The following is a 21,347-nucleotide window of genomic DNA, read 5'->3' as shown; positions in this document are numbered from 1 at the left end:
CAAATGTTTTCGGAGAGTGACAGAACAGGGTTATAGTCAAAATATAGTAAGTTTAGAGTTAATTTAATCAAGACTTTCTACATAGATACTTACTATAAGAATTCGGTTTGATTTTTGAATAAAAGTAGGTATTTGTAGTAGACTGTCTAGATTAAAATAGTGCATTAGGTGTAGCGACTGTCTTAAAAGTCAAGCGATGGCTTCGCCAAAGCCTTCGGCTAAGGTTAACAAAAAACCGGGACTGTGAACATTGACGCAACTGGGGAACGCTGCGCTAGATTCGGTGGTGGCTGGTACGGGCATTGAGATTTTACATTGGTAGCCAAGACAGTTGCAGCCCGCACCAGCCACTCCGCTACGCCACCGAATCTTCCCCAGTTGCTGGACTTCCCGTGGAGGCAAAAAAGAGCATGAAAAATTGTTCGCATGGCTGCGACGCCGAATAGCCCGTCGTAGACATCGGATCAGTAAAGATGCGATACCATCCGCTCAAAGGCTAATAAAAAGTATAAAAACGTTTGCAAGCCTTACGCGTTAACAATTGGTTGAAAGTTATCAGAAATGCACCAAGGCAAATTATCTCGAACCATTGCATTTAAAATGACTAACATTTTATGAACGCAAGCGGTCAGAGCAAGTTTTTTGGATTTACCACGTTCAACAAGACGTTCATAAAAAGCTTTGATTACGGGATTATGACGCATAGCAACCACAGCACCCATATAAAGAGTGGCACGAACATGGGCGCGACCACCATTAATCATACGCTTACCTTTGTGTTGCCCACTATCATGATTAATTGGTGCAACGCCAACTAGACGCGAGATTTGTTTGGCAGTTAGCTTACCCAGTTCTGGTAAATCCGAAACCAGAGTTGTCGAAATTACTTGGCCAATGCCTGGAGTAGTTTTGAGTAAATTAATTTTATCAATCCATTGTTGATTGTTTTGCGTCAATTCTTCAATTTCTTGATTGAGTTGTTTTAGACGTTGCTCAAGATATTCAATATGAGCTTCAATATCAGCCAATGCTTTTCCACGAGCGCGTGAACGGCGATTTTTTTCTGCCGTCTGCATTTCGACTAATTGTCTTCTCCGACTAATTAATTCGCTCAATTGACGCGCAGTTTCTGATTCAATTGGTAATCTTTGGGGTTTCATTGCTTCCCCAAAATGTGCCAAAATTTTGGCATCAATAGCATCAGTTTTGGCAAGCTTTCCTGTAGCTTTAGCAAAATCTCGCCCCTGGCGTGGATTGATTAATGCAACTGGTAAAAATGCAGCTTGTAATTGAATTACTAGCTCTGTTTCTAACCCTCCTGTTGCTTCCAATACAATCAGATTTAAATTAGCGGATTTGAGTTCCTCTACTAAATGAGATATTTCTACTTCTGTGTTTGCTACAGAGAATGCTTTACCCATTGGACGGATATAAACATCTAGAGTAGCTTTACTGACATCAATGCCTACCCATTGAGCAATGTTTTCCATTTTTTTACTCTCAACTACTTTGTCAAGAAGTTTTTGATTCCTCCCCTTGATTTCACTCATCCTTGCCCGATACGGACTGTATACTTTAAATCTCAATATTTAAAGTTTTGACCCCGGCGACTGTTCGAGTTCTGTCAAAGAGATTGTTGTAGTGACCCATGCTACAAAGCGGTCTATTTTGACCAAGGTTGGGACGGTCTACTACTATTTCTAAGATACAAGGTTGGGTTGAGGCAATGCGTAGACGCGATAGACGCTGGAGGCGTCTTCCCGCAGCGTAACCCAACATTGATCAGGGTATTGGGTAACGCAAAGTCTCAACCCAACCTACAATTTTTTGCAACATTTTAGCCTTGTCGCGCTACTACGTATCTGTTCAGAATTCAAATAGGAATCCTATATCACCCCTGATTTCTTGGGTTTGGGTTACTTCTTTAGAGAATTGTTCTCACTTGCACTCTGCCACAAGCCTTACGGAAGACGGAGATTAAAACGATTCAAGTGAGAGTTTATATGGCAGAAGTGTTAGTGAAACCACAATTTTAGATAGTAACTCATATACAAACTGGGGCAAAAACGGGAAGGATTTACTTTCCGGCATTATTCCTAGCTGAATTTTACAGTAGTATTCTCAATTGAGAATATTCTCAATTATTAAACGAAGTTTTAAGGTTTCAGATGATGATTTGGGTTTTAAAACCCAAAAAATTGGTCAAATCTGAAAAACCTACCCTTGATATCTGCCCCCTGCTCCCCGCGCCGTGCCCAAAAACTCCATGTAATTTGACCTAGGCTCCTATTTACTCAACTAAATGTTGCAATCACTTAAAAATATGTTACATTTATTTACATAAACCAGCACCTGTGACAACACAGAAACTTGGAGTATTACTTATGCCAGATGCAAAAAAGACTGCGCCTTTAGTTTCAGAAGATCCCAACGCTTTGCGTTGGGGATTCACTTCTCAAAGCGAAAACTGGAATGGTCGTTTTGCAATGATTGGTTTTTTATCTGCCATTCTGTTGGAATTGTTCTCTGGTCAAGGCTTCCTACACTTTTGGGGCATTCTATAACGTATTAATAAGATCCCTATCGCCTCGTGGGTGGGGATATTGACATCAATCGCTAAATATTTTCCTACTACCACTTGTGTAGTGAGGAAAATTTTTTATGTATAAGCGACTGCGGCATTTAAGTTGCATATTTCATCGTGTAGACCGTTCACCGTTGACTGTCAACTGTCAACAGTGGACGGTCTACATAAAACTCAAGCCCAAACAAGCGTCTTAGCGGTATAATCTCCTGATTTATGCTAGTGTAGCTATGGAAGATTAAATTCGGCTGTGCAGTTTGTTTTTTTTGTACTTGTACTACAGACCTCTCCGGATCTAAATCTCTACACCCCATGATTCTGGAGATATTTCATGTCAATCTATGTCGGCAATCTATCCTACCAAGTAAGGGAGGAAGACCTCAAACAAGTCTTTTCAGAATATGGAACTGTAAAGACTGTTCAACTACCTGTTGACCGAGAAACAGGACGGGTGAGAGGTTTTGGCTTTGTAGAAATGGAAACAGAAGCCGAGGAAACCAAGGCAATTGAAGCCCTTGATAACGCTGAATGGATGGGGCGTAGCTTGAAAGTTAATAAAGCCAAACCTAAAATAGATGGTGGCGGCGGTGGCGGTAGACGAGGAAGCGGCGGCGGCGGCTACTCTGGACGCTACTAAACTAGAGAAGCTAAGTAGTTAACTCTAAGGTCTTAAGGGCAGACAAAGAGTCTGCCTTTTTTATAATTTGGTTGCTTAAAGTGTTGATTAAGTACTTAAATATTAATTGAGTCAATTTAGAAGGAGATAGAATGACCCAAATAACCGTAGGCGAAAACGAAGGTATTGAGTCAGCTTTACGTAGATTTAAGCGAGAAGTTTCTAAAGCAGGGATTTTTCCAGACATCAGGAAGAATCGCCACTTTGAAACACCTTTGGAAAAACGCAAGCGCAAAGCAATTGCCAAGCACAAGCAAAGTAAGAGACGTTTCCGTACATGAGGATAACTACTCATGTTCAAGCTGTGCGATCGTTTTCTGAAAAGGTGTAGCAACGATGAATCTAGAAGCCAAACAAATTGTTAGTGAACTGAGACATAAGTTCTACTCTCTTTTTGCTGCTTCTATGAATATGCCAGTGGCTATCACTGGTACATCCTACAGTAGTAATTCCCCGATCGCATCTTGGGTAGATGGGAGACAGCGACTTAACTATGTGAATGTATACGCCTACACAGCGCCTGATGACTTTGTTCCATTTCGCCCATTTATTCTACGGCTGGCGATTAATAAGAGTGCTGATAGAGTGATTGCGGCAAAAAATGGTCAAGAATGCCGAGGTATGAATCGGTTGTGGAACTTCGAGTTAACTGTATTACCAAAAGAGATATTAGATTTTCTTCCTTGGACAGTTAACTTAATTGAAGCACACGAAAAAGGCTCACTCTCGTTGCTACAGTCACCACCCCATCCATTTGAATTAAAAGTATCAGATGCCGAGTTGTTTAACGATGCTTGGACTGAGAAAGCTTGGCTTTTGTCACACTCGGCAATTTTATAGAAATTGGTTCTGAGAACAATTTTAATTGCCAGTGTTACAGGTTTGACTATCGAGCAAGTTGAGCAATTACAGGTTAAAACTCGCGGTAATCAAAGCTAATTAATGAGTCTCAGAACCCCATCTTCTCGAAGAAGTCGGGGTTCTTTTACAGAACGATACTATCACTTGCTAGTAATATTTGATATTTGTTGTTCAAATGCCTAGCCTCAAACTCTCGCTGACTGGATTGCAAACTGTCAAACAAGCTCGTCAGGAAAAAGGTTGGACGATTGATAATCCACTTTGGCTGGAGGCTGGAAGTCAAATTCTCATACCAGGGCGTGACTGGGAACATGCAGAAGTCTTTGCTCCTGGTGTATCTTTACCAACTTGGAAACGCTTTCTTAAAGGTGATGCGATTGATAGTTCGGTATTTAAGGCGTTTTGTCAAGTTTTGGGGTTGAATTGGCAAGATTTAATTGAACGTTCCGCCAACTTATCTGTATCTGATCATGTCCAAATCCCAAATATTCCTTTGTTCTTTGGGCGGCGTTACGAGATGGCGACACTCACCCAGAAAATTGAGCAAGGAACACACCTCATCGCCATTACAGGAATGGGGGGTATTGGTAAAACAGCCTTAGCGGCAAAATTAGCTGTAGCTTGTGAATCCAGGTTTCAGCAAATTTTGTGGTTTCCTGTTCATCTGACTCTACCAAAAATAGATTCGCTTTCGCCGCTGCAACCACGAACCCTGTTAGTTTTTGATGGGTGGGATAGTATTTTAGGTGGCGATGGCTGTGACGGGCGTAGCTACAGCGCGGGACAATATCGCCCAGAATATGAGTCTTATGGTAAGTTTGTGCGATCGCTAGTGCAAACAAATCATTCCAGTTGTGTGATTTTGACTAGTCGAGAACAACCAGAGGGATTAAACACCTTAAAGTCTGCTGGTGCTGTTATTTTCCCACTCGGTGGTTTAATGGAAGGTGCGATCGAGCTTTTACAACATCATCAACTCACTTTTGATGCTCAACAGTGGGTTGCCCTAGTAAATCAGTATGGTGGCAATCCCTTATTTCTCAACATGGCAGCAAATTTTATTCACGAATTGTTTGCTGGGAATGTAGGAGAATTTTTAGCTTCGGGAACCCTAGTAGCTAGTGAATTTGAGCCACTAGTAGCGCAATGGCTGCAGCAAATTTCACCTTTGGAACAAACCCTAATCAAGCGTTTGGCTACACAAGCGCAGGGGTTGACTCGTGAAGAGATACTGTTACAGCTTGTAAGTCATGCTTCCAATGGAGAAATTTTAACTGCACTTTTGTCCTTAAAGCGCAGAGCATTAGTAGAAACGATGAAAAATGATGTTCAGGAACGCTTTTTTTTACAGCCTGTGATTCTCAAATGCGTACAGCGTTTGTTTAGTTAACCACCACCGCCATCACCGCCACCACCACCGCCATCACCGCCACCACCGCCACCACCACCGTCACCGCAACTACCACCGCCATCATAACCACTACTGTAATCACCGCCACTACTACCATCGTAACAACCGCCAGCTTTGTAACGACTGCTACTATAATTACGGTGAACTGAACCACCGCCTTTGTAACGACTGCTACTACGATTACGGTGAACTGAACCACTACTACGTCTACTGAAATATAGACTGGCTATCACCACAAAAAATATTACACAAAAAATCAATGCAAACCAATCAGGTGAGTATTCTGGAGATTTAAAACTTTGCCATTGAGGCATTTTGATGTCACTACCTGTGCGATTAAATGTCACCTGAACTTCTAACTTTTGCTGTGGTTCAATAGAAGCTTGAGTAACAAACTCAACAGTTTTTGCATCGATTTTAGTAGCATTTGCAGTCACACCAAAACTCCGAAAATTGTTGATTTCACCTGTGACTTTTTCAGGTAAAGTAACTCGCACTTTCGCTTGTTTGATAGCAGCTTTCCGGTCTGTAAAGATAGCGTTCCAGTAGACTTGAGCATCATTGGTATTACTATCTACATGCAATCCACCAACAACGCGATATTTTAAAACAAAAGTATGGCTTTCTGGGGATCTAAGTTGGTGTGACCAACGAATCCAAAATTGTTTATTTTTAGTCCCTGTTTCACTCGCCAGTGTTTGACCATTTTCGGAAACAGAAACATCTGTAATTTTATCTATTTTATTAAGGGATATATAGCGATAACGTTGATTATTGTAATCTCTAGTAAATGTATATTTCTGAGTTTCATTAATTAACATATCACCGTTATTTTGCACGGCAATATCAGCATCAATAAACTCCCAATAGAAAGGTACTGATTGAGATTTAAATTGATTGAGAAAAAATGTGATGCCTAGACAGAGTATAATACCAAATAAAAACAGCCTTTGAATTAATTTATTATTCATTGACGTTCTCCACTTACCAAACTACTAGGATTAATATTAATCAGCGGTACTGAACCATTTCCACCCATGACCATCGGAAAGCGTCCATCCCATTTTTCTATTGCTTGTTTTTGTAATAAGTCTGGTGTTAAAGTTAGGCGCTGTAATCTTTGGGCTTCTGCTTGACCTTTAGCACGGTTAACTTCTGCTTGTGCTTCTTGAGTTGCTTTCTTAGCAATAAATTCTGCTTGTTTAGCTTCTTGTTCGGCTATTTGTTTAGATTCAATTGCTTTAGGACTTACGCATTGACGAGGTGGTAAAATAGTGCATTGAAAAAAAGATGTCGTCTACTTTCAAGGTATCGGACAATTAGAGAAATCAGCAAACCCTCAACAGCACAATGTAATTTAGAGCATTACACCCTGTTCTTGCTATCGGAGCCAAAGCATGGAGGGTGCAGTCGGTTAGCAGAAATCTTGGGAGATGTTTCACATGATAGTGTGAACAGATTTTTGTTGAGAGAAAGATACGAGCCAAAAGATTTATTCGACATTGTCAGAGAAATAATCAATTTAGAAGGAGGTATTTTAAGCGTTGATGACACAGTAATAGAAAAGCTATACAGCGAACCAAAATACGCAGAATTAATTGGATATTTTTGGTCAGGGAAATACCATAAGGCGATTAAAGGATTAAATTTAATCACACTGTATTACAGCGACATACATGGGAATTCAGTCCCAATAAATTACAGAATATATGACAAAAAGGAGGGGAGAACCAAGAACGATTATTTCCAAGAAATGCTGATTGAAGTGATTGATTGGGGTGTAAAACCAAGACTAGTGACAGGAGATAGTTGGTACTCAGGAGTAGAAAACTTAAAGTTTTTAAGAAACCAGAAATTGGGTTTTCTATTTGGTGTTGAGAAGAACAGAACTGTATCTAATGAACCAGGAAAGTATTGCCATGTAAGCAGTTTAGAGCTTCCTGAGCAAGGGTTAGTCACGCATCTGAGAGAATTTGGATTTATCAAGTTGTTTAGGAAGGACTTCAAAAAAGAAGACTCTAGGCACTATATATTGTATCTACCAGATAAAGAAGCTCTCCAACAAATAACCAGAAGTGAATTTGTGACAATTCATGATACTCATTGGGGAATTGAAAGTTTTCATAGAGCCATCAAACAAGTATGTGGAATTTGTCGATTCATGGTTAGAGATAGCCACGCAATCAAAACACATATATTTTGCTCGCTTCAAGCATTTGTTCGTTTAGAAAAAATGCGCTCTGAAAATATCATTAACAATTGGTATGAAGTCCAAAGGAATCTATTCACAAAAGTTATTCGTGAATATGTTTTGGATAATTTGAGCGCTGTTTGTGCTGATTGAATACATAAACTAGTTGTTTCGTCAATGCGTAAGTCCTATGCTTTACCAAACTCCGGAGAAAATGCAAAATTCACTAGAGACACATCATCAACTATCAAGCCATAAGCTGCTAGACGAATTTTAAGGGATTTATCAATTTCTTCTTTAAGTTCTGTTCTCTTAGTGATAATTTCTTCGGCTGTTTTTTTAGCCGTTGCTGCTTTTAGTACTTCAGATACGGCGGGAGTAATTATTCCAGAAATGATTTGTTGCTTATCGCCTACTTGTTGAAAAACTTTATTGACTCGTATCGGATCAACATGCCAGTTTACGGCCAGTTCTGCTGTGATTTTTTGTAGGTCTTTAGAAGCAGCATCAAATTTAAAGCTATTTTGTTGTACACGGACGCTAAGTTTTTTAACTGATGTGGCAATTGGTAGAATTGGATGGATACCTTCATCTAATACTTGATCTTGGACTTTACCAAATTTCATGATCACGCCCCGTTCACCAGCATTAACGATGCTGAAGGGACGGAAACTAATTACTAAAATTAATAAAAATATTCCTATTCCCCCGGCAAAATAAAACTTGACTGGAAATCCAGTAACAGTGGTTCTCATGCTGTTCATATTGCTTAAGTAGGTGGGCGTAAATAAAGTTAACTAATGAGGGTCGTCCTTTGTCATTAGTAAGGGTTTCCGGTGTATTTACTTTTCGTAATATAGTTTGGTTCATTCCTGCCTAACTACTTACCGAAAGTTTTGGTAATCCCATTATTTGGGGTTTGATATGATTCCGGCTAGGTCAACTTCAGATCATTTACACTGAACTAAATCTGAGCTTGACAAATTCATTTATGTATGTTTCATAAATCAAGATAGTCGAATGCAATACAATTGAGGGCGGAAAAACCCCGCCCCTACAGGCTTGAGGATAAAAAACTGTGTGTCATAACAGCAGGAAGCGCTGTATCCGGGCAATAATTATCATGGAACTCTAAAATGTAGATAGGATCTATTTGGCTCTCTTCCTTCCTCTATGGCGTACTGCATCAATCCAGATTGTTCGCAGCGAGAAAATCCTGATAATTGTGCGGTATGTCAAAACTGTAAAACGCCGCTGGTGTTGCAAAACCGCTACAGAATTAGGCGACCTTTAAAAGTTGAAATACACAGCTATACGGAAGTATTTGAAATTGAAGATTTAATTGACCAGGATCAACCTAAAATTCTCAAATCCTTAAAGACTGTCACACCGGAATTACTCCGATTATTTGAGCAAGAGGCATATATATTAACAACTTTGCAGCATCCAGGTTTACCTGTTGGGGAAATGTTATTTCCTTTGGTATTGCATACAGGTCGTCAGTTACGCTGTTTGGTGATGGAGAAAGTTGAGGGTGAAGATTTACGAGGATGGCTGGCTCAAAATCAATGTGTGACATCCTATGAAACTGCATTGAATTGGCTTAAACAATTAACGCAGGTTTTGCAATTTGTGCATGAACATGGTTTTTTTCATCGGGATATTAAACCAGCAAATATTATGCTCTGTCCAGATGGAAAATTAGTTTTAATTGATTTTGGGACGGCGCGTCAGGTGACACAAACTGTTGTTAATGGTAAGTCGGTGACAGTAGTTTATTCGCTTGGATATACTGCACCAGAACAACTTGATGGTCATGCTGTTTTACAATCAGATTTCTATTCATTAGGTCGGACTTTTATTTATTTACTCACAAGTATTGATCCTGCGGGCGATCGCCGTGAGGATTTCCGCAATTGGTATAAATTTGTGAAAGACCAAAAAACCCCCAAAAGATTGATTGATCTGATTCAGGCGATGACGGATTCTCGTCCCCAGCGCCGACCAGCAACAGCTCAAGCTATGCTGGAAAAGCTGGAGAATCTTCAGCAGCAGCCACAGATGCAATGGCAAAAATTATTGCTGGGTACTACTTGTGGTGTTTTGCTGCTTTTTAGCGCCACATGGGTTTATCAGAAGATAACATTATCACAGAGTTGCGATCGCATCCTTGACAATCATCTCAGTTGTGGTGAAGAAAGCTTAATTCCCAGTGCTTTTTGGGGAAATAGCCAGCCTCCACCAACAAAGCAATTAGCCATTGAACAGTATCGCAGCCAAAATTTTTCCGCAGCTGTGCGTTTGTGGGAAATTGCTTTTAAACAGAAGTCAGATCCAGAAACGTTAATTTATCTCAACAACGCCAAAATTCAATCACAATTTCAGGCTAATCAGATTTACACAATTGCAGTTGTAGTTCCTTTGGAACGTCGGACTGCTATCGGTTTAGAAATACTTAGAGGTGTTGCTCAAGCTCAGACTGAGGTATTGAAAAACGGTCAACCTTTACGGATAATTATCGCTGATGATAATAATCGTGAAGATAGCAAATCTGGTAATAATGCCCGTTCAATTGCTCAACGGTTGGTGAAATATCAGGATTTACTGGCTGTTGTGGGTCACTACACCAGCGAAGCAACTAAAGAAACTATACCAATTTATCACCAAGCGGGGTTAGTTTTAGTTTCTCCCACTAGCACTTCAGATAATCTCAAAAGTCCGTTTTTCTTCCGCACTGTTCCTAGCAACCGCATCGCCGCTGAAAAAATGGCTACCTACGTGTTCTCTGAACTCAAACAGAAAAAAGTAGCAATCTTTTACAGCCAGGGTAGTGAATATGCGGAATCTTTATCTAGGGCGTTTCGAGCAGCAGCGAAATCACTCCAAGGTAATGCGATCGCTCATCAACCAGCTTTCAATTTGGCTAGTGATGACTTTAACGCTTCTGCGGCATTAAACCAAGCACAAACCCAAGGTGCAACGGTGATTGTCTTGATTCCCGATGCGGGAGTAGGATTGTATAATGCGATTCCTAACGCTTTAGAAGTCGTTCAGTCGAATGTCAACCAATCTTGGATTGTGGGGAGTGACAGTCTTTACGGTGCTGACTTACTCAAACAAGACACTGAACGGATGGTATTAGCGATCGCATGGCATCCTATGACTGATGTTAACTCGGCGTTTATCCAGCAAGCTCAAAAGCTCTGGAAAATTCCGATAAACACACTTATTGACAACACTGACATCACTTGGCGAACTGCTACCAGCTACGATGCAGTGTTGGTATTGAGCAAAGCTTTACAGGTAAACCCCACCCGCATCGGTATCCAGAAAACACTGACAATGGCTCAATTTTTAGTTACAGGCGCAACCGGAGTCATTCAATTTCAGGGAAGCGATCGCCGCGATGGCAAAATTACAATGGTTACGGTCCGCCGTGATTGTAATTTTAACAGTTTTGTGTTTACAGTGAGCGATCGGCCTTTGGTCTGTAATTAAGTTGATATATAATCTGCTCTATGTAAATAGGCTTACAACCATTACCAATGACAAATGACGATCTCCGCAAGTTAGCTTTATTCGCGTCGCCCTACTTATGTTTGATAACGTCTGTAAATTTCTCGCAGAGTCATTTTCATCGGACTTTGCAACATGGCTACTCGGTGAACCAATAACTCTCACCGAACTAAGTCCATCGGAATTATCCCTCGAACCTATCCGCGCCGATGCACTAATTTTGTTGCAATCGGATGAAATTATCCTGCATCTCGAATTCCAAACCGCACCTAAAGCCGATATTCCCTTTCGGATGGCGGATTATCGCTTACGTGGATATCGAAAATTCCCCCATAAGCAAATGCGTCAGGTGGTGATTTATCTCAAACCAACTGATTCTGAGTTAGTTTATCAAACGGAATTTGTTCTAGAAAATAGCTGGCACAGATTTACAGTAATCCGACTTTGGGAACAGCCACCCGAAGTATTTTTCAATTCTCCGGGTTTGCTACCCTTTGCAGCTTTAAGTCAAACCAACGATCAAACGCGAACTTTAGAAGAAGTAGCCCAAGTTATTGAAGCACTTAACGACACCCGCATCCGCAGTAATGTTGCTGCATCCACAGCCGTGTTAGCTGGGCTAGTATTAAATAAAGAGTTGATTAAAAGAATTTTGCGGAGTGATATTATGCGCGAATCTGTGATTTATCAAGATATTCTGCAAGAAGGGCTGAAACAAGGCATTGAACAAGGCATTGAACAGGGTATTGAACAAGGCATTGAACAAGGTTTAGAACAAGGTTTAGAACAGGGTTTAGAACAAAAAGCTCAGGAAATTGCCAGAAATATGCTCAATGAAGGAGTGGCGATCGCATTAATTGTCCGTGTCACTGGTTTGACCATCGAGCAAGTTGAGCAATTACAGGCTAAAACTCGCGGTAATCAGGCTGAGTGAGTTCATGATACACCAAAAGAGTCTCAAAACCCCGACTTCTCCAGGAAATCGGGGTTCTCATACATCTATTTACTAATTATTTTTATAATTAGATCGCCGCCTCTTTGCCACTAGGATTTGGAGAAGGCGATCGCTCTTGTTGATCCCATTCTCAACACAACACCTATAAACGCGATAGGATCAATACCCATCGATTAATATTTAATCATATTTATCATGTCTTATAGTGACTTCTCACTGTCAAAAGTCAAAAGCGACTTTAACTTAACTACGGTTGAAAATGGACGGTTTTTACCAGAAACGCAATCCATAGAACCTAGCTTTTACCTCAAAGAAGCACTAAGCGAAGGACTACCACTAGCAACAGCAACTGGTTCAGAAAAAGCTCGCTCAGAATTAATTATTAGTCCAATCCTCGTAGAAGTTCGGAAAATTCTTGAACGCAAAGTCAGCTTTTTTTCGGGTGAAGATTTTACCGTCGCATCAGAGCTAGGCTTAAGTGGAGTATGTGATTTTTTAATTAGCCGTTCACCCGAACAAATATTTATTGAAGCTCCTGTCATTGTGATTATTGAAGCGAAAAAAGGTGATTTAAAACCCGGTTTAGGGCAATGTGCAGCAGAAATGATTGCCGCACAAAAATTCAACGAAATCAATAATATACCAATTAAGACAATTTATGGCAGCATCAGCAGCGGTACAGCTTGGCGATTTTTGAAATTATCAGGGCAAACACTAAGCATTGATTTAAACGATTATACTGTTCCACCAGTAGAAATACTATTGGGAATGTTGGTTTGGATGGTGCGGGAAGGTTAAAATTGATATAATCTGCTCTATATTTGATAATGTCTGCAAAGACCAGCGTACCAATCTGCCATTTGTTGTTGTCCAGGGCGGAGACTATTACGAATGCAGGCGATCATTATAATAGTTCTAAGTGGAGAAATTCTGAAGACACAGGAGCAGTAAAATTAGCGTCTGACATGATTAAATTTTAGACGTTTTTTTAACCGCAAAGCCTGTAGATACAAGGAGTGGGGTTTTCCCGCCCTGGATTGCATTTAATCGAAGTGAGAAGCGCCATACTCCAACTCAAGATGGAAAGCATCTGCCAAAAGCTAATAGCAAACTTAATGCGCCTTTGACCTGAATCTTCCTCCTGATCAAAGCCCAAATAATATTTTGTTCTTTAGCCAGAAAACCTAACCAAGTTTGGCTATCAGCAGTCACATGAATATTGGCTGTTCCCATATGTCCATCCCTCACCTCAACTGTCTGTTCCCTAATGATCACTGTTGCTTTCTTTTCTTCCTTACCAGTGAATGTGAAGTGATAGGTAGCATCCAAACCCGTTGATTGCTGGCGTTGAAACAATAAAGGTAATCCGAACAGAAAACCCTGAATAGAATTAGGGCGAATCCCATTGCTGACTTGCTTGACTTGTTTATGAGGGAACCGACGCGCTACATAGTCTTGAGCATCGGAACCAGGAACAACATAGATAGTTTCTGCTTTATCTTGCAGGGGTTTAACTACTTCCTGCACAAAGCCTGTTTTATTCTTTAAAAATTGCCCAATTACATCTTCTCCTGCTGGACAAGCAGCCACGCAATAAGCGGCTTTATAGTTGGACTTAAAAGCCAGACTTTGCCACATTGAGGCTGATTCTGAATCATTCACTTTTTGACGATATTCACGGGCATTATTACTCTCGGTAATGTCTTCTACCCAGTCGGTAAAGCCTCCCATAAACTCTCGATAGTTGTGGGTGTAACAAGCGGAGAAATTGAAATGACCATCTGCACCAATAGCTCCCACTGGACAGGCGACTACACACAGTTTGCATTCCAAGCAAGGGTTATAGTCAATTGGTTGGTGATGTGCGCTCACTTTTGCATCTATTAAAATTGTTCCTAATAGTATGAAGTTGCCAAATTTGGGATGTATAACGTTGCGATGAATTCCCATATGTCCCAAACCTGCTGCTACTGCTACGGGTTTATGGGAAACAACCCAAATTTTCCCAGGAAACCGATCCATTTCCATTGGAAACCCCATTGCTGGGTTTAAGGCGCGAATACCCTGTTTCTCAAGTGTTGCAACAATCTCCCGCCCAATTTGATTGACTTCATCGCCTGTAGTATGAAACTCTTGGTTAGCTACCGATCGCGCTGGCGATCGCACATTTTCCCGGTTCATTCGACACACAAAGCTAATTAGTGTCTTTGTCGGCGGGAAAGCCTTCAAAATCTCTTGGCGTTGATCAGCAATTTCTAGTCTGTCTATCTCCACAAAACCAACGTCATCAGCTCCAGCCTCTAAACACAAATCGCGTAGCCAATCCGCATCTAACAGCGAAGCTACTTTCGTACTGTCCAGAACATTCTGCTCACGAAACTTTTTCACTGTCGGATGATCATCAAATTTAGACATACTTCTCTTCAATTAAATATGTGTATATACACGCTTTACTCAAAAAAATTAGCTATTACGCAGCAAGGCGACAGTATCAGACAACCCAGATAACAATAAGCTCCATTTGTCTGTTCCCAATTGCTCGATGACGCAGTTTTGTGCTATCTCCCACAACGGTAATGCTTTTGTCAAAGCGGCTTGTCCTGCTGCGGTGAGACTCACAACCCGTACCCGTTGATCCTGTCCTGGCTGAATTTGAATAAACCCCTGTTTGACCAGCGGCTTGAGGTTACGTGTTAGAGTGGTTCGATCCATAACTAGTTCTTGGGCGAGGTGCGTAATTGTTACCGAGCCAGCTATGCTAATTGCAGTCAAAAGGGTAAACTGATTCGCTAACACCCCACTAGGTTGCAACACCTCCTCAAAAATTTGTGTAACTATGCGAGATGCTTTGCGGAGATGAAAGCAGGTGCAGGTAGTGCTAACTTTTTTAAGTTGGGCTGATTGATTTTGCATATTTTAAGTGTATATACACTGTTTAATTAAGTCAATAGATTGAGGATGGAAGACGGAATACTTCCCAATCCTCAACATCGGGGTCACTTTGTCCAAATCAAAAATAGCTAAATTGTAGCTGAAAGCACTTATTTTATTCCCAGTTTATTTTCAGGAAAAGAACACTCCACAGTAATCTTCATATTACTTTTAGCAGTGCCTTTTGTTACATATGGAATACCAGCTTCTCCACCTAATTCAATGCCAAACTCTAAAGTAACTTTATCTACGTTAGAAATCGGAATTTGCTTAAATGCATTTAAGGAGGAAACAGTATAAGCTTGAATTGTGGAGTGAATTACCTGAAAATTTTGGATCATTTTTTGCCGTATTTCCACGGGACTCATTCCTTTACCAACTAGTGCTTCTTCCTCCTCATCTTCTTCTTCGGAAGTTGTTTCTGGGTTGACTAAAGTAAATTCCACATCTTCGCTAGCTTCGATATAGATAATTGTGTTGTCATCTAGCTTAATAGGTGTAAGCTTCGTCATGATTAACTCCCAAGAATGAATAACTAAGTAATTACCACATTTTTTACATAACTGTCTCCGGAAAATTGAGTTGAGGTTTTGTAGCACCTAAGTAATAATGCTGATCAGTAGTTATCTTAGGGGTGCGTGCTATGAGCCGGGATGCATTGGTAGTCGGTATTAATTCTTATCCGAGCTCGTCTAAACTATCTCCACTAACAGCAGCTGCACAAGATGCGGAAGCGATCGCAAAACTGTTAGAAGAGTATGGAGAATTTAACGTAACGCGATTACCTGCAATTGGGTTGAAAAAAGATAAGACGATTCGCGTTCATGCATCAAATCCCGTGAATTTCGTTGATCTGGAAACAGCAATAACCCAACTGTTTAAGCCAGAAAGCAAACAATTGCCAGAAACAGCGCTACTGTATTTTTCTGGACATGGGTGGGTTAAAGACAAAGGTTTGAGAGAAGGATTTTTAGCAACCACTGATTTTAATCAAGAAAATGGTCAATACGGCTTATCTCTGAGATGGTTGCAGGAACTTCTCCAAAAAAGCGAGATTCCACAGCAGATTATCATTTTAGATTGCTGCCATAGCGGAGAATTGCTAAATTTTGATGCTGAGGCAAATCCTGGAAACAAGGGAAAAGTGCGAGACAGATGCTTTATTGCTGCTTGTCGTGATTCCCAGACTGCTTATCAAGAAATTGGTAAAGCACACAGCGTACTTACTAAAATACTGCTAGAAGGACTAGAACCTACCCAAGAAGGATGGGTGACTAACTACCGTTTAATAGATTTACTGAGTCAGAAACGCAACTTTTTTCCCCAAACCCCAGTTTATTACAACTCTGGTGAAGTAATCAACCTCACCAAGAGATATGTAGTAACTACAGAAGAAGTTGGGACTAAATCAGAACAAGCCATTTGTCCTTACAAGGGTTTGACTCACTTTGACTGTAATCATGAAGATGCAAAGTATTTCTATGGGCGAACAGAGTTAATTGACGAGTTGTTAAACACACTGCGCTCTGGTAATTTCTTAGCTGTATTGGGAGCATCAGGAAGTGGAAAGTCTAGTGTTGTGAGAGCGGGTTTACTTTATCAATTAAAGTTAGGACAGCGATTATCGGGTAGCAATACTTGGCAGTTCAAAGATTTTCGCCCAGACGTTAACCCTTTGCAAAATTTAGCATTAGCATTTGTAGATTCAGGATTATCAGATACTGCAAAAGGTTTACAGCTAGCTCAAGCTGAAGAATTAATTGCCAAAGGTGCAGATGGTTTAAGACAGTTAATTACAGCTATTCAAAAGCCCGTCATGCTGATGGTGGATCAGTTTGAAGAGGCTTTTACTCTCTGCGACGATATTCAAGAACGAAAGCAATTTTTTGACTGTCTGCTAGGTGCTTTAGAGCTTTTAGGTGATAAGTTCTATCTAGTCATAACTATGCGGGCGGACTTTTTTAGTAAGTGTGTTGAATATAGTGGTTTGGCTCAGAAGATTCAAAACCATCAAGTCATTGTCAAATCAATGGAGGTAAAAGAGTTAAAAGAAGCGATTTTGAAACCTGCTGAAAAAGTGGGTTTAGAGATTGAACCGGAACTAGTCACTCAAATGATTGCTGATGTCGCTGAGTCGCCGGGAATGTTACCGCTGCTGCAATATACTTTATGGACATTGTGGAACCAACGCCAGAGCGATCGCCTAACAGTGAAAGCTTATGCTAATCTAGGTGGCATCCGAGGAGCCTTACAAAACCGAGCCAATGAAGTTTTCGATGAGTTCTCAGACAAAGAACAAGAGATAGCCCAAAAAATATTTTTAGAACTCACCCAGCTAGGTGAAGGTACTGAAGATACCCGCAGACGAGTACGAAAGCAAGATTTGTTAGACTCCAATTCTGACCCCAAAGTGGTCGAGCAAGTCATCCAGAAACTTGTAGGTCACGAAGTCAGGTTACTCGTCACCAGCGCAATGGTCGAAAAGGGAGACTCCTCAAAGGGAATGGAATTTGTAGACGTTGCTCACGAAGCACTAATTCGCCATTGGGATAAGTTGCGTCAATGGTTAGAGAATAGTCGAAATGATATCCGCAAAGAGCGAAAAATTGAGGCTGAAGCGAAAGAATGGATAGCAAAAGATCGCGCTGAGGACTATCTGCTAACAGGTGGAAAACTGGTAGAAGCAGAAAACTTTCTCAAATCGCTCCAAGAGCCTCCTGTTCGTGTGTTTTTTGACAAAGATGCACAGGAATTTGTTGAAAAAAGTATTCAAAGAAAACAAGAAATAGAAGAAAGAGAACGCCAAAGAGAAAGAGCCGAACGAGAACGCGAACGCCAACGAGAACAAGAGCAACTGCAAAGAGAAAGAGCCGAACGAGAACGCGAACGCCAACGAGAACAAGAGCAACTTCAAAGAGAAAGAGCCGAACGAGAACGCGAACGCCAACGAGAACAAGAGCAACTTCAAAGAGAAAGAGCCGAACAAGAACGCGAGCGCCAAAGAGAACAAGAAGAACTTAGAAAACAAAAGCAGCGTCTTTTCAGGAATAGAGTTGTACTTGGAGTAACAGTACCACTCTTATTTGGAGCATTGGGTTGGATATGGAATAGTAACCAAAATGATGGAATTATCAGATTGGCTGAAAACTCAAACCGTCTCTCTAACTCTAATAAGGGAGTTGAGGCTCTGGTGGAAAGTATCAAAGCAGCTAACGCCCTAAAAAACCCACTTGCTATCGTCAGTCCCGATACCCGAACTCGAGTTGTGGCTACTCTTGGGCGAGCAATTTATGACCTAAAAGAAATTAACGGTCTCAAAGGTCATGGAAAGAAAATTGACAATGTTAGTTTTAGCCCAGATGGAAAGACTCTTGTGTCGGGAGATGAAGATGGTGCTATCAAACTGTGGAGTTCAGATGGAACGTTACTACAAACAATTCACGGGCATAGCCGTTATGTTCGTGGTCTTAGCTTCAGTCCAGATGGCAAAATGTTTGCTTCTACAAGCAGTGATGGTACTGTCAAGCTGTGGAACACAGATGGCAAACTTCTACAAACATTTTTAGGGCATGGCAATGAAGTTTATAGAGCAATTTTCAATCCAGATGGAAAAACTTTAATATCAGCAAGTAAAGATGGTTCTATTAAGTTTTGGTCATTGGATGGTAGCTTACTCAAAACCATCAAAGTAGGCTTTCAGATTTTAGACATGAGTTTCAGTCCTAACGGAAAAACATTGGCTATATCAGGGTCTAAGGATGGTGTTGTCAGATTATTAAACTTAGCTACTAGCAAGTTTAAAGAGATTCCTACCGAGCAGTGCAGTGATAAAAGATGTACTATTTGGGCTGTAAGTTTTAGCCCTAATGGGAAATTTTTAGCGACCGCTAGCGACAACCGCACAATTAAGCTTTGGAACGTAAATAATGGGAAGTTGTTTGGATATATTGATAGTCCTGACAAAAATGATGGTGGACATGGAGATAAGATTCGAGGGTTAAGCTTTAGCTCTAAAACAAATCAATCTGGTGAATATCTGTTAGCCTCAGCAAGTACGGATCAAAGTGTCAAAATTTGGTTTTTGAGGTCAAATTATGACAGTCAGCCACCACAAAATCAAGAATTAAAGCCAAAGAACTTAGAGTTGTCAGGTCACGACGGGCCAGTATTAGCTATCAAGTTCACTGATGATGGTCAAACTTTAGCTTCAGCTAGCCATGACGGAACTGTTAAGCTTTGGAATATCGATAGTAAGCTGAAATATCTGCGACATGAAAAAGAAAAAATCAAGAGTGTCAGCTTTAGCCCTGATGGCAGAACAATCGCTTCATCTGGTCAGTCTGAAATTAATAAAGAGCGTAATATTAACCTTTGGAATTGGAATGAAAATAGCAAAAAATGGGATAAAAAATCTCCTATTTCATTACATAAAGAATTGATTTGGCAAGTTCGTTTTAGTCATGATGGACAAACATTAGCGTCTGCTAGTAAGGATGGCACTATCAAGATCTGGAGACGAGAAGGTGAATTTCTGGCTTCGTCACCAAATATAGGTACGGATTTTTATAGCATTAGTTTCAGCCCTGATGGAAAAACTTTAGCTTCAGGTGATGCTAATAATAAAGTCATTCTTTGGGAATACAAAGGAAATTCATTGACTGAAATTCAAGCACTTTCAGGGCATACAAATGGTGTTCGTAGCGTCAGTTTTAGTCCCGATGGTCAATTGTTAGCTTCTGGTGGTTTAGAGAACATTATTAAACTTTGGAGGAAAGAGGGCACTTCGTGGAAGTTTCAAAAAAATTTAGCAGGGCATCAAAATTTACTTCAAGCGGTTACTTTTAGCCCAGATGGTCAACTCTTAGCCTCTGCTAGTGTGGATGGTACGATAAAATTGTGGAATTTAAATGGGAATTTAATCAAAACGCTGTACGGGCATACAAACAAAGTTATTGATATAGCTTTCAGCCCTGATAGCAAAATTCTGGCTTCTGCGGGTGCAGATAAAAAGGTGATTTTGTGGGGTCGAAATGGGACTTTATTGCATACCATCAACAAGCACACAGATGTGGTGTCTAGTGTAAAGTTTAGTCCTGATGGTCAAACTCTTGCTTCTGCAAGTGATGACGGTCGAGTGATTCTTTGGAATTTGAATTTTGATCAGTTGTTAGATGAGAGTTGTGCTTTAGTACGTAACTATCTACGCACCAATTCTTCCATAACTGCAGAGGTTCGCAATCTCTGTAATGTTCCAGAAGTTGATGCTAAGTTGCTGATTGAGCAGGGAAGAGATTTAGCACGTCAAGGAGATACTGAAGGAGCGATCGCTAAATTCAACGAAGCTAAACAACGAGGACAGACTTTTAATTTTGAACCAAAGGAAGAAGCAGAAAATCTATCTGAGGCTTCCATACAATTAGCAAAAGGATTGAAAGCCGCAAAGCAGGGAGAACTCAAAGAAGCAGCCGCAGCTTTTAAAGCAGCGATCGCCCAAGACTCTGCTTTTGCTAATTCAGGAATTGTACCCGAAAAAGAAGCACGGCGCTTGTATGCCCTTAATCTTTCAGCTACGGCTCAACTCTTAACAGAAGGGCTGAAAGCTGCAAAGCTGGTAAAACTTAAAGAAGTAGAACATATCAAAGCTATACAAGAGAGAAAACTTAAAGAAGCCAAAGAGATCAAAGCTCTATACGAAAGAAAATTCGATGAAGCCTTCGATGCTTTTGATACAGCAATCAAACAAGACCCCGACTTTGATTCACAAGAGGAACGCAACAAACAAATAGACCCTTTAAAGGATAAAAATCCCAATAATGTCAAAAGAGCAATTGATCAAAACCAGAAAAAATATATCAAGAAAGCCATCGAATATTATCAGAAGGCAAAACAGCTTTACCCAGGAATTGAAATTTCTGCCCAAAGTTGGGACTTTTTATGCCCTAGTGGCAAGTCTCAGGCTCAAGATGCAAAAGCCTGTTCGCAAATAAGATAATAAGCTCGAATTCAATATATAGCGGTTCTCGGTAGAATGTAATACATATAGAGGGCGGGGAAACCCACTGGTGTCAACTTAAAGTGAAACCCATGTCCCGCAAGGAACTGAAGTTTCTTGCTCATAGCAAAAGTCATCTTCAGATGACTAAAAATCCTCAGTTTACTTTAGTAAACTTTGGCTATTAGCCTGGGAATTCATTCCCAGGCTGACATCTTGCACCAAGCCCT

16 protein-coding genes and 2 pseudogenes are annotated in these 21,347 nt (G+C 40.6%); 10 read left to right on the top strand and 8 right to left on the bottom strand.

Features of this window, described 5'->3' with window-relative positions:
- Positions 1-189: 189 nt before the first annotated feature.
- Together CAL7507_RS32800 and CAL7507_RS32795 are read right to left on the bottom strand one after the other, a co-directional pair.
- Positions 190-402 carry a hypothetical protein gene (locus tag CAL7507_RS32800; RefSeq protein WP_042341243.1) on the bottom strand — a complete coding sequence of 71 codons (213 nt, stop codon included), beginning with the start codon at positions 400-402 and terminating at the stop codon, positions 190-192.
- A gap of 125 nt (positions 403-527) precedes the next feature.
- Positions 528-1,490, bottom strand: a complete 963-nt coding sequence (locus CAL7507_RS32795; RefSeq protein ID WP_042341687.1) for an IS110 family transposase — start codon at positions 1,488-1,490, stop codon at positions 528-530.
- Between the two features lie 894 nt (positions 1,491-2,384).
- On the opposite strand from CAL7507_RS32795, the gene CAL7507_RS21000 reads away from it, so the two are divergent.
- The 5 genes from CAL7507_RS21000 (at position 2,385) to CAL7507_RS20980 (ending at position 5,511) form a co-directional block, all read left to right on the top strand.
- Positions 2,385-2,564, top strand: coding sequence for a high light inducible protein (locus tag CAL7507_RS21000; RefSeq protein ID WP_015130507.1), 180 nt, complete (start codon positions 2,385-2,387; stop codon positions 2,562-2,564).
- Positions 2,565-2,915: 351 nt separating this feature from the next.
- Positions 2,916-3,221 carry an RNA-binding protein gene (locus CAL7507_RS20995; RefSeq protein WP_015130505.1) on the top strand — a complete coding sequence of 102 codons (306 nt, stop codon included), beginning with the start codon at positions 2,916-2,918 and terminating at the stop codon, positions 3,219-3,221.
- Between the two features lie 131 nt (positions 3,222-3,352).
- Positions 3,353-3,541, top strand: coding sequence for a 30S ribosomal protein S21 (gene rpsU, locus CAL7507_RS20990; RefSeq protein ID WP_015130504.1), 189 nt, complete (start codon positions 3,353-3,355; stop codon positions 3,539-3,541).
- Positions 3,542-3,596: 55 nt separating this feature from the next.
- Entirely contained in the window at positions 3,597-4,100 is a 504-nt protein-coding gene (locus CAL7507_RS20985; RefSeq protein WP_015130503.1) for a hypothetical protein, read from the top strand.
- Positions 4,101-4,296: 196 nt separating this feature from the next.
- Positions 4,297-5,511, top strand: coding sequence for a hypothetical protein (locus tag CAL7507_RS20980; RefSeq protein ID WP_015130502.1), 1,215 nt, complete (start codon positions 4,297-4,299; stop codon positions 5,509-5,511).
- Here the strand turns inward: CAL7507_RS20980 and CAL7507_RS20975 are convergent.
- Positions 5,508-6,503, bottom strand: coding sequence for a DUF2207 domain-containing protein (locus CAL7507_RS20975; protein WP_015130501.1), 996 nt, complete (start codon positions 6,501-6,503; stop codon positions 5,508-5,510). The two genes, CAL7507_RS20980 and CAL7507_RS20975, sit on opposite strands and share 4 nt — an antisense overlap.
- Positions 6,500-6,775: pseudogene (locus CAL7507_RS33180) on the bottom strand (prohibitin family protein); the annotation flags it as partial. The gene CAL7507_RS20975 and the pseudogene CAL7507_RS33180, both read right to left, overlap by 4 nt.
- Before the next feature lie 135 nt (positions 6,776-6,910).
- On the opposite strand from CAL7507_RS33180, the gene CAL7507_RS20970 reads away from it, so the two are divergent.
- Complete coding sequence (locus CAL7507_RS20970; RefSeq protein WP_083862855.1) at positions 6,911-7,876, top strand: transposase; 966 nt, start codon at positions 6,911-6,913, stop codon at positions 7,874-7,876.
- A 38-nt stretch (positions 7,877-7,914) separates the two neighbouring features.
- Here the strand turns inward: CAL7507_RS20970 and CAL7507_RS20965 are convergent.
- Positions 7,915-8,487 (bottom strand): annotated as a pseudogene (locus CAL7507_RS20965) (prohibitin family protein); the annotation flags it as partial.
- A gap of 409 nt (positions 8,488-8,896) precedes the next feature.
- On the opposite strand from CAL7507_RS20965, the gene CAL7507_RS20960 reads away from it, so the two are divergent.
- From CAL7507_RS20960 to CAL7507_RS20950, 3 genes are all read left to right on the top strand, one after another.
- Positions 8,897-11,221: a bifunctional serine/threonine-protein kinase/ABC transporter substrate-binding protein gene (locus CAL7507_RS20960; protein WP_015130499.1), complete on the top strand. Its 2,325-nt coding sequence runs from the start codon at positions 8,897-8,899 to the stop codon at positions 11,219-11,221.
- Positions 11,222-11,318: 97 nt separating this feature from the next.
- Positions 11,319-12,173, top strand: coding sequence for an Rpn family recombination-promoting nuclease/putative transposase (locus CAL7507_RS20955; RefSeq protein WP_015130498.1), 855 nt, complete (start codon positions 11,319-11,321; stop codon positions 12,171-12,173).
- A gap of 216 nt (positions 12,174-12,389) precedes the next feature.
- Complete coding sequence (locus tag CAL7507_RS20950) at positions 12,390-12,992, top strand: hypothetical protein (RefSeq protein ID WP_015130497.1); 603 nt, start codon at positions 12,390-12,392, stop codon at positions 12,990-12,992.
- Between the two features lie 276 nt (positions 12,993-13,268).
- On the opposite strand, the gene CAL7507_RS20945 is transcribed toward CAL7507_RS20950, so the two are convergent.
- From CAL7507_RS20945 to CAL7507_RS20935, 3 genes are all read right to left on the bottom strand, one after another.
- Positions 13,269-14,609 (bottom strand): SCP2 sterol-binding domain-containing protein, encoded by a 1,341-nt coding sequence (locus tag CAL7507_RS20945; protein ID WP_015130496.1) that lies wholly within the window; start codon positions 14,607-14,609, stop codon positions 13,269-13,271.
- A 48-nt stretch (positions 14,610-14,657) separates the two neighbouring features.
- Positions 14,658-15,107 (bottom strand): MarR family winged helix-turn-helix transcriptional regulator, encoded by a 450-nt coding sequence (locus tag CAL7507_RS20940; protein ID WP_015130495.1) that lies wholly within the window; start codon positions 15,105-15,107, stop codon positions 14,658-14,660.
- Positions 15,108-15,235: 128 nt separating this feature from the next.
- Positions 15,236-15,637, bottom strand: coding sequence for a CU044_2847 family protein (locus tag CAL7507_RS20935; RefSeq protein WP_015130494.1), 402 nt, complete (start codon positions 15,635-15,637; stop codon positions 15,236-15,238).
- Positions 15,638-15,768: 131 nt separating this feature from the next.
- Between CAL7507_RS20935 and CAL7507_RS20930 the strand changes: the two genes are divergently transcribed.
- Complete coding sequence (locus CAL7507_RS20930) at positions 15,769-21,117, top strand: caspase family protein (protein WP_015130493.1); 5,349 nt, start codon at positions 15,769-15,771, stop codon at positions 21,115-21,117.
- The last annotated feature ends 230 nt before the right edge of the window (positions 21,118-21,347 follow it).

Origin of the sequence: Calothrix sp. PCC 7507 (assembly GCF_000316575.1) — a bacterium.
Lineage (GTDB): Bacteria > Cyanobacteriota > Cyanobacteriia > Cyanobacteriales > Nostocaceae > Fortiea.
This window is presented reverse-complemented; position numbering and strand designations above follow the sequence as displayed.

Coding starts and splice junctions, on each gene's coding strand:
- rpsU (WP_015130504.1), top strand. CDS start 3,353: ATGACCCAAATAACCGTAGGCGAAAACGAAGGTATTGAGTCAGCTTTA.
- CAL7507_RS20930 (WP_015130493.1), top strand. CDS start 15,769: ATGAGCCGGGATGCATTGGTAGTCGGTATTAATTCTTATCCGAGCTCG.
- CAL7507_RS20940 (WP_015130495.1), bottom strand. CDS start 15,107: ATGCAAAATCAATCAGCCCAACTTAAAAAAGTTAGCACTACCTGCACC.
- CAL7507_RS20985 (WP_015130503.1), top strand. CDS start 3,597: ATGAATCTAGAAGCCAAACAAATTGTTAGTGAACTGAGACATAAGTTC.
- CAL7507_RS20975 (WP_015130501.1), bottom strand. CDS start 6,503: ATGAATAATAAATTAATTCAAAGGCTGTTTTTATTTGGTATTATACTC.
- CAL7507_RS32795 (WP_042341687.1), bottom strand. CDS start 1,490: ATGGAAAACATTGCTCAATGGGTAGGCATTGATGTCAGTAAAGCTACT.
- CAL7507_RS20935 (WP_015130494.1), bottom strand. CDS start 15,637: ATGACGAAGCTTACACCTATTAAGCTAGATGACAACACAATTATCTAT.
- CAL7507_RS21000 (WP_015130507.1), top strand. CDS start 2,385: ATGCCAGATGCAAAAAAGACTGCGCCTTTAGTTTCAGAAGATCCCAAC.
- CAL7507_RS20950 (WP_015130497.1), top strand. CDS start 12,390: ATGTCTTATAGTGACTTCTCACTGTCAAAAGTCAAAAGCGACTTTAAC.
- CAL7507_RS20995 (WP_015130505.1), top strand. CDS start 2,916: ATGTCAATCTATGTCGGCAATCTATCCTACCAAGTAAGGGAGGAAGAC.
- CAL7507_RS20960 (WP_015130499.1), top strand. CDS start 8,897: ATGGCGTACTGCATCAATCCAGATTGTTCGCAGCGAGAAAATCCTGAT.
- CAL7507_RS20955 (WP_015130498.1), top strand. CDS start 11,319: ATGTTTGATAACGTCTGTAAATTTCTCGCAGAGTCATTTTCATCGGAC.
- CAL7507_RS20945 (WP_015130496.1), bottom strand. CDS start 14,609: ATGTCTAAATTTGATGATCATCCGACAGTGAAAAAGTTTCGTGAGCAG.
- CAL7507_RS20980 (WP_015130502.1), top strand. CDS start 4,297: ATGCCTAGCCTCAAACTCTCGCTGACTGGATTGCAAACTGTCAAACAA.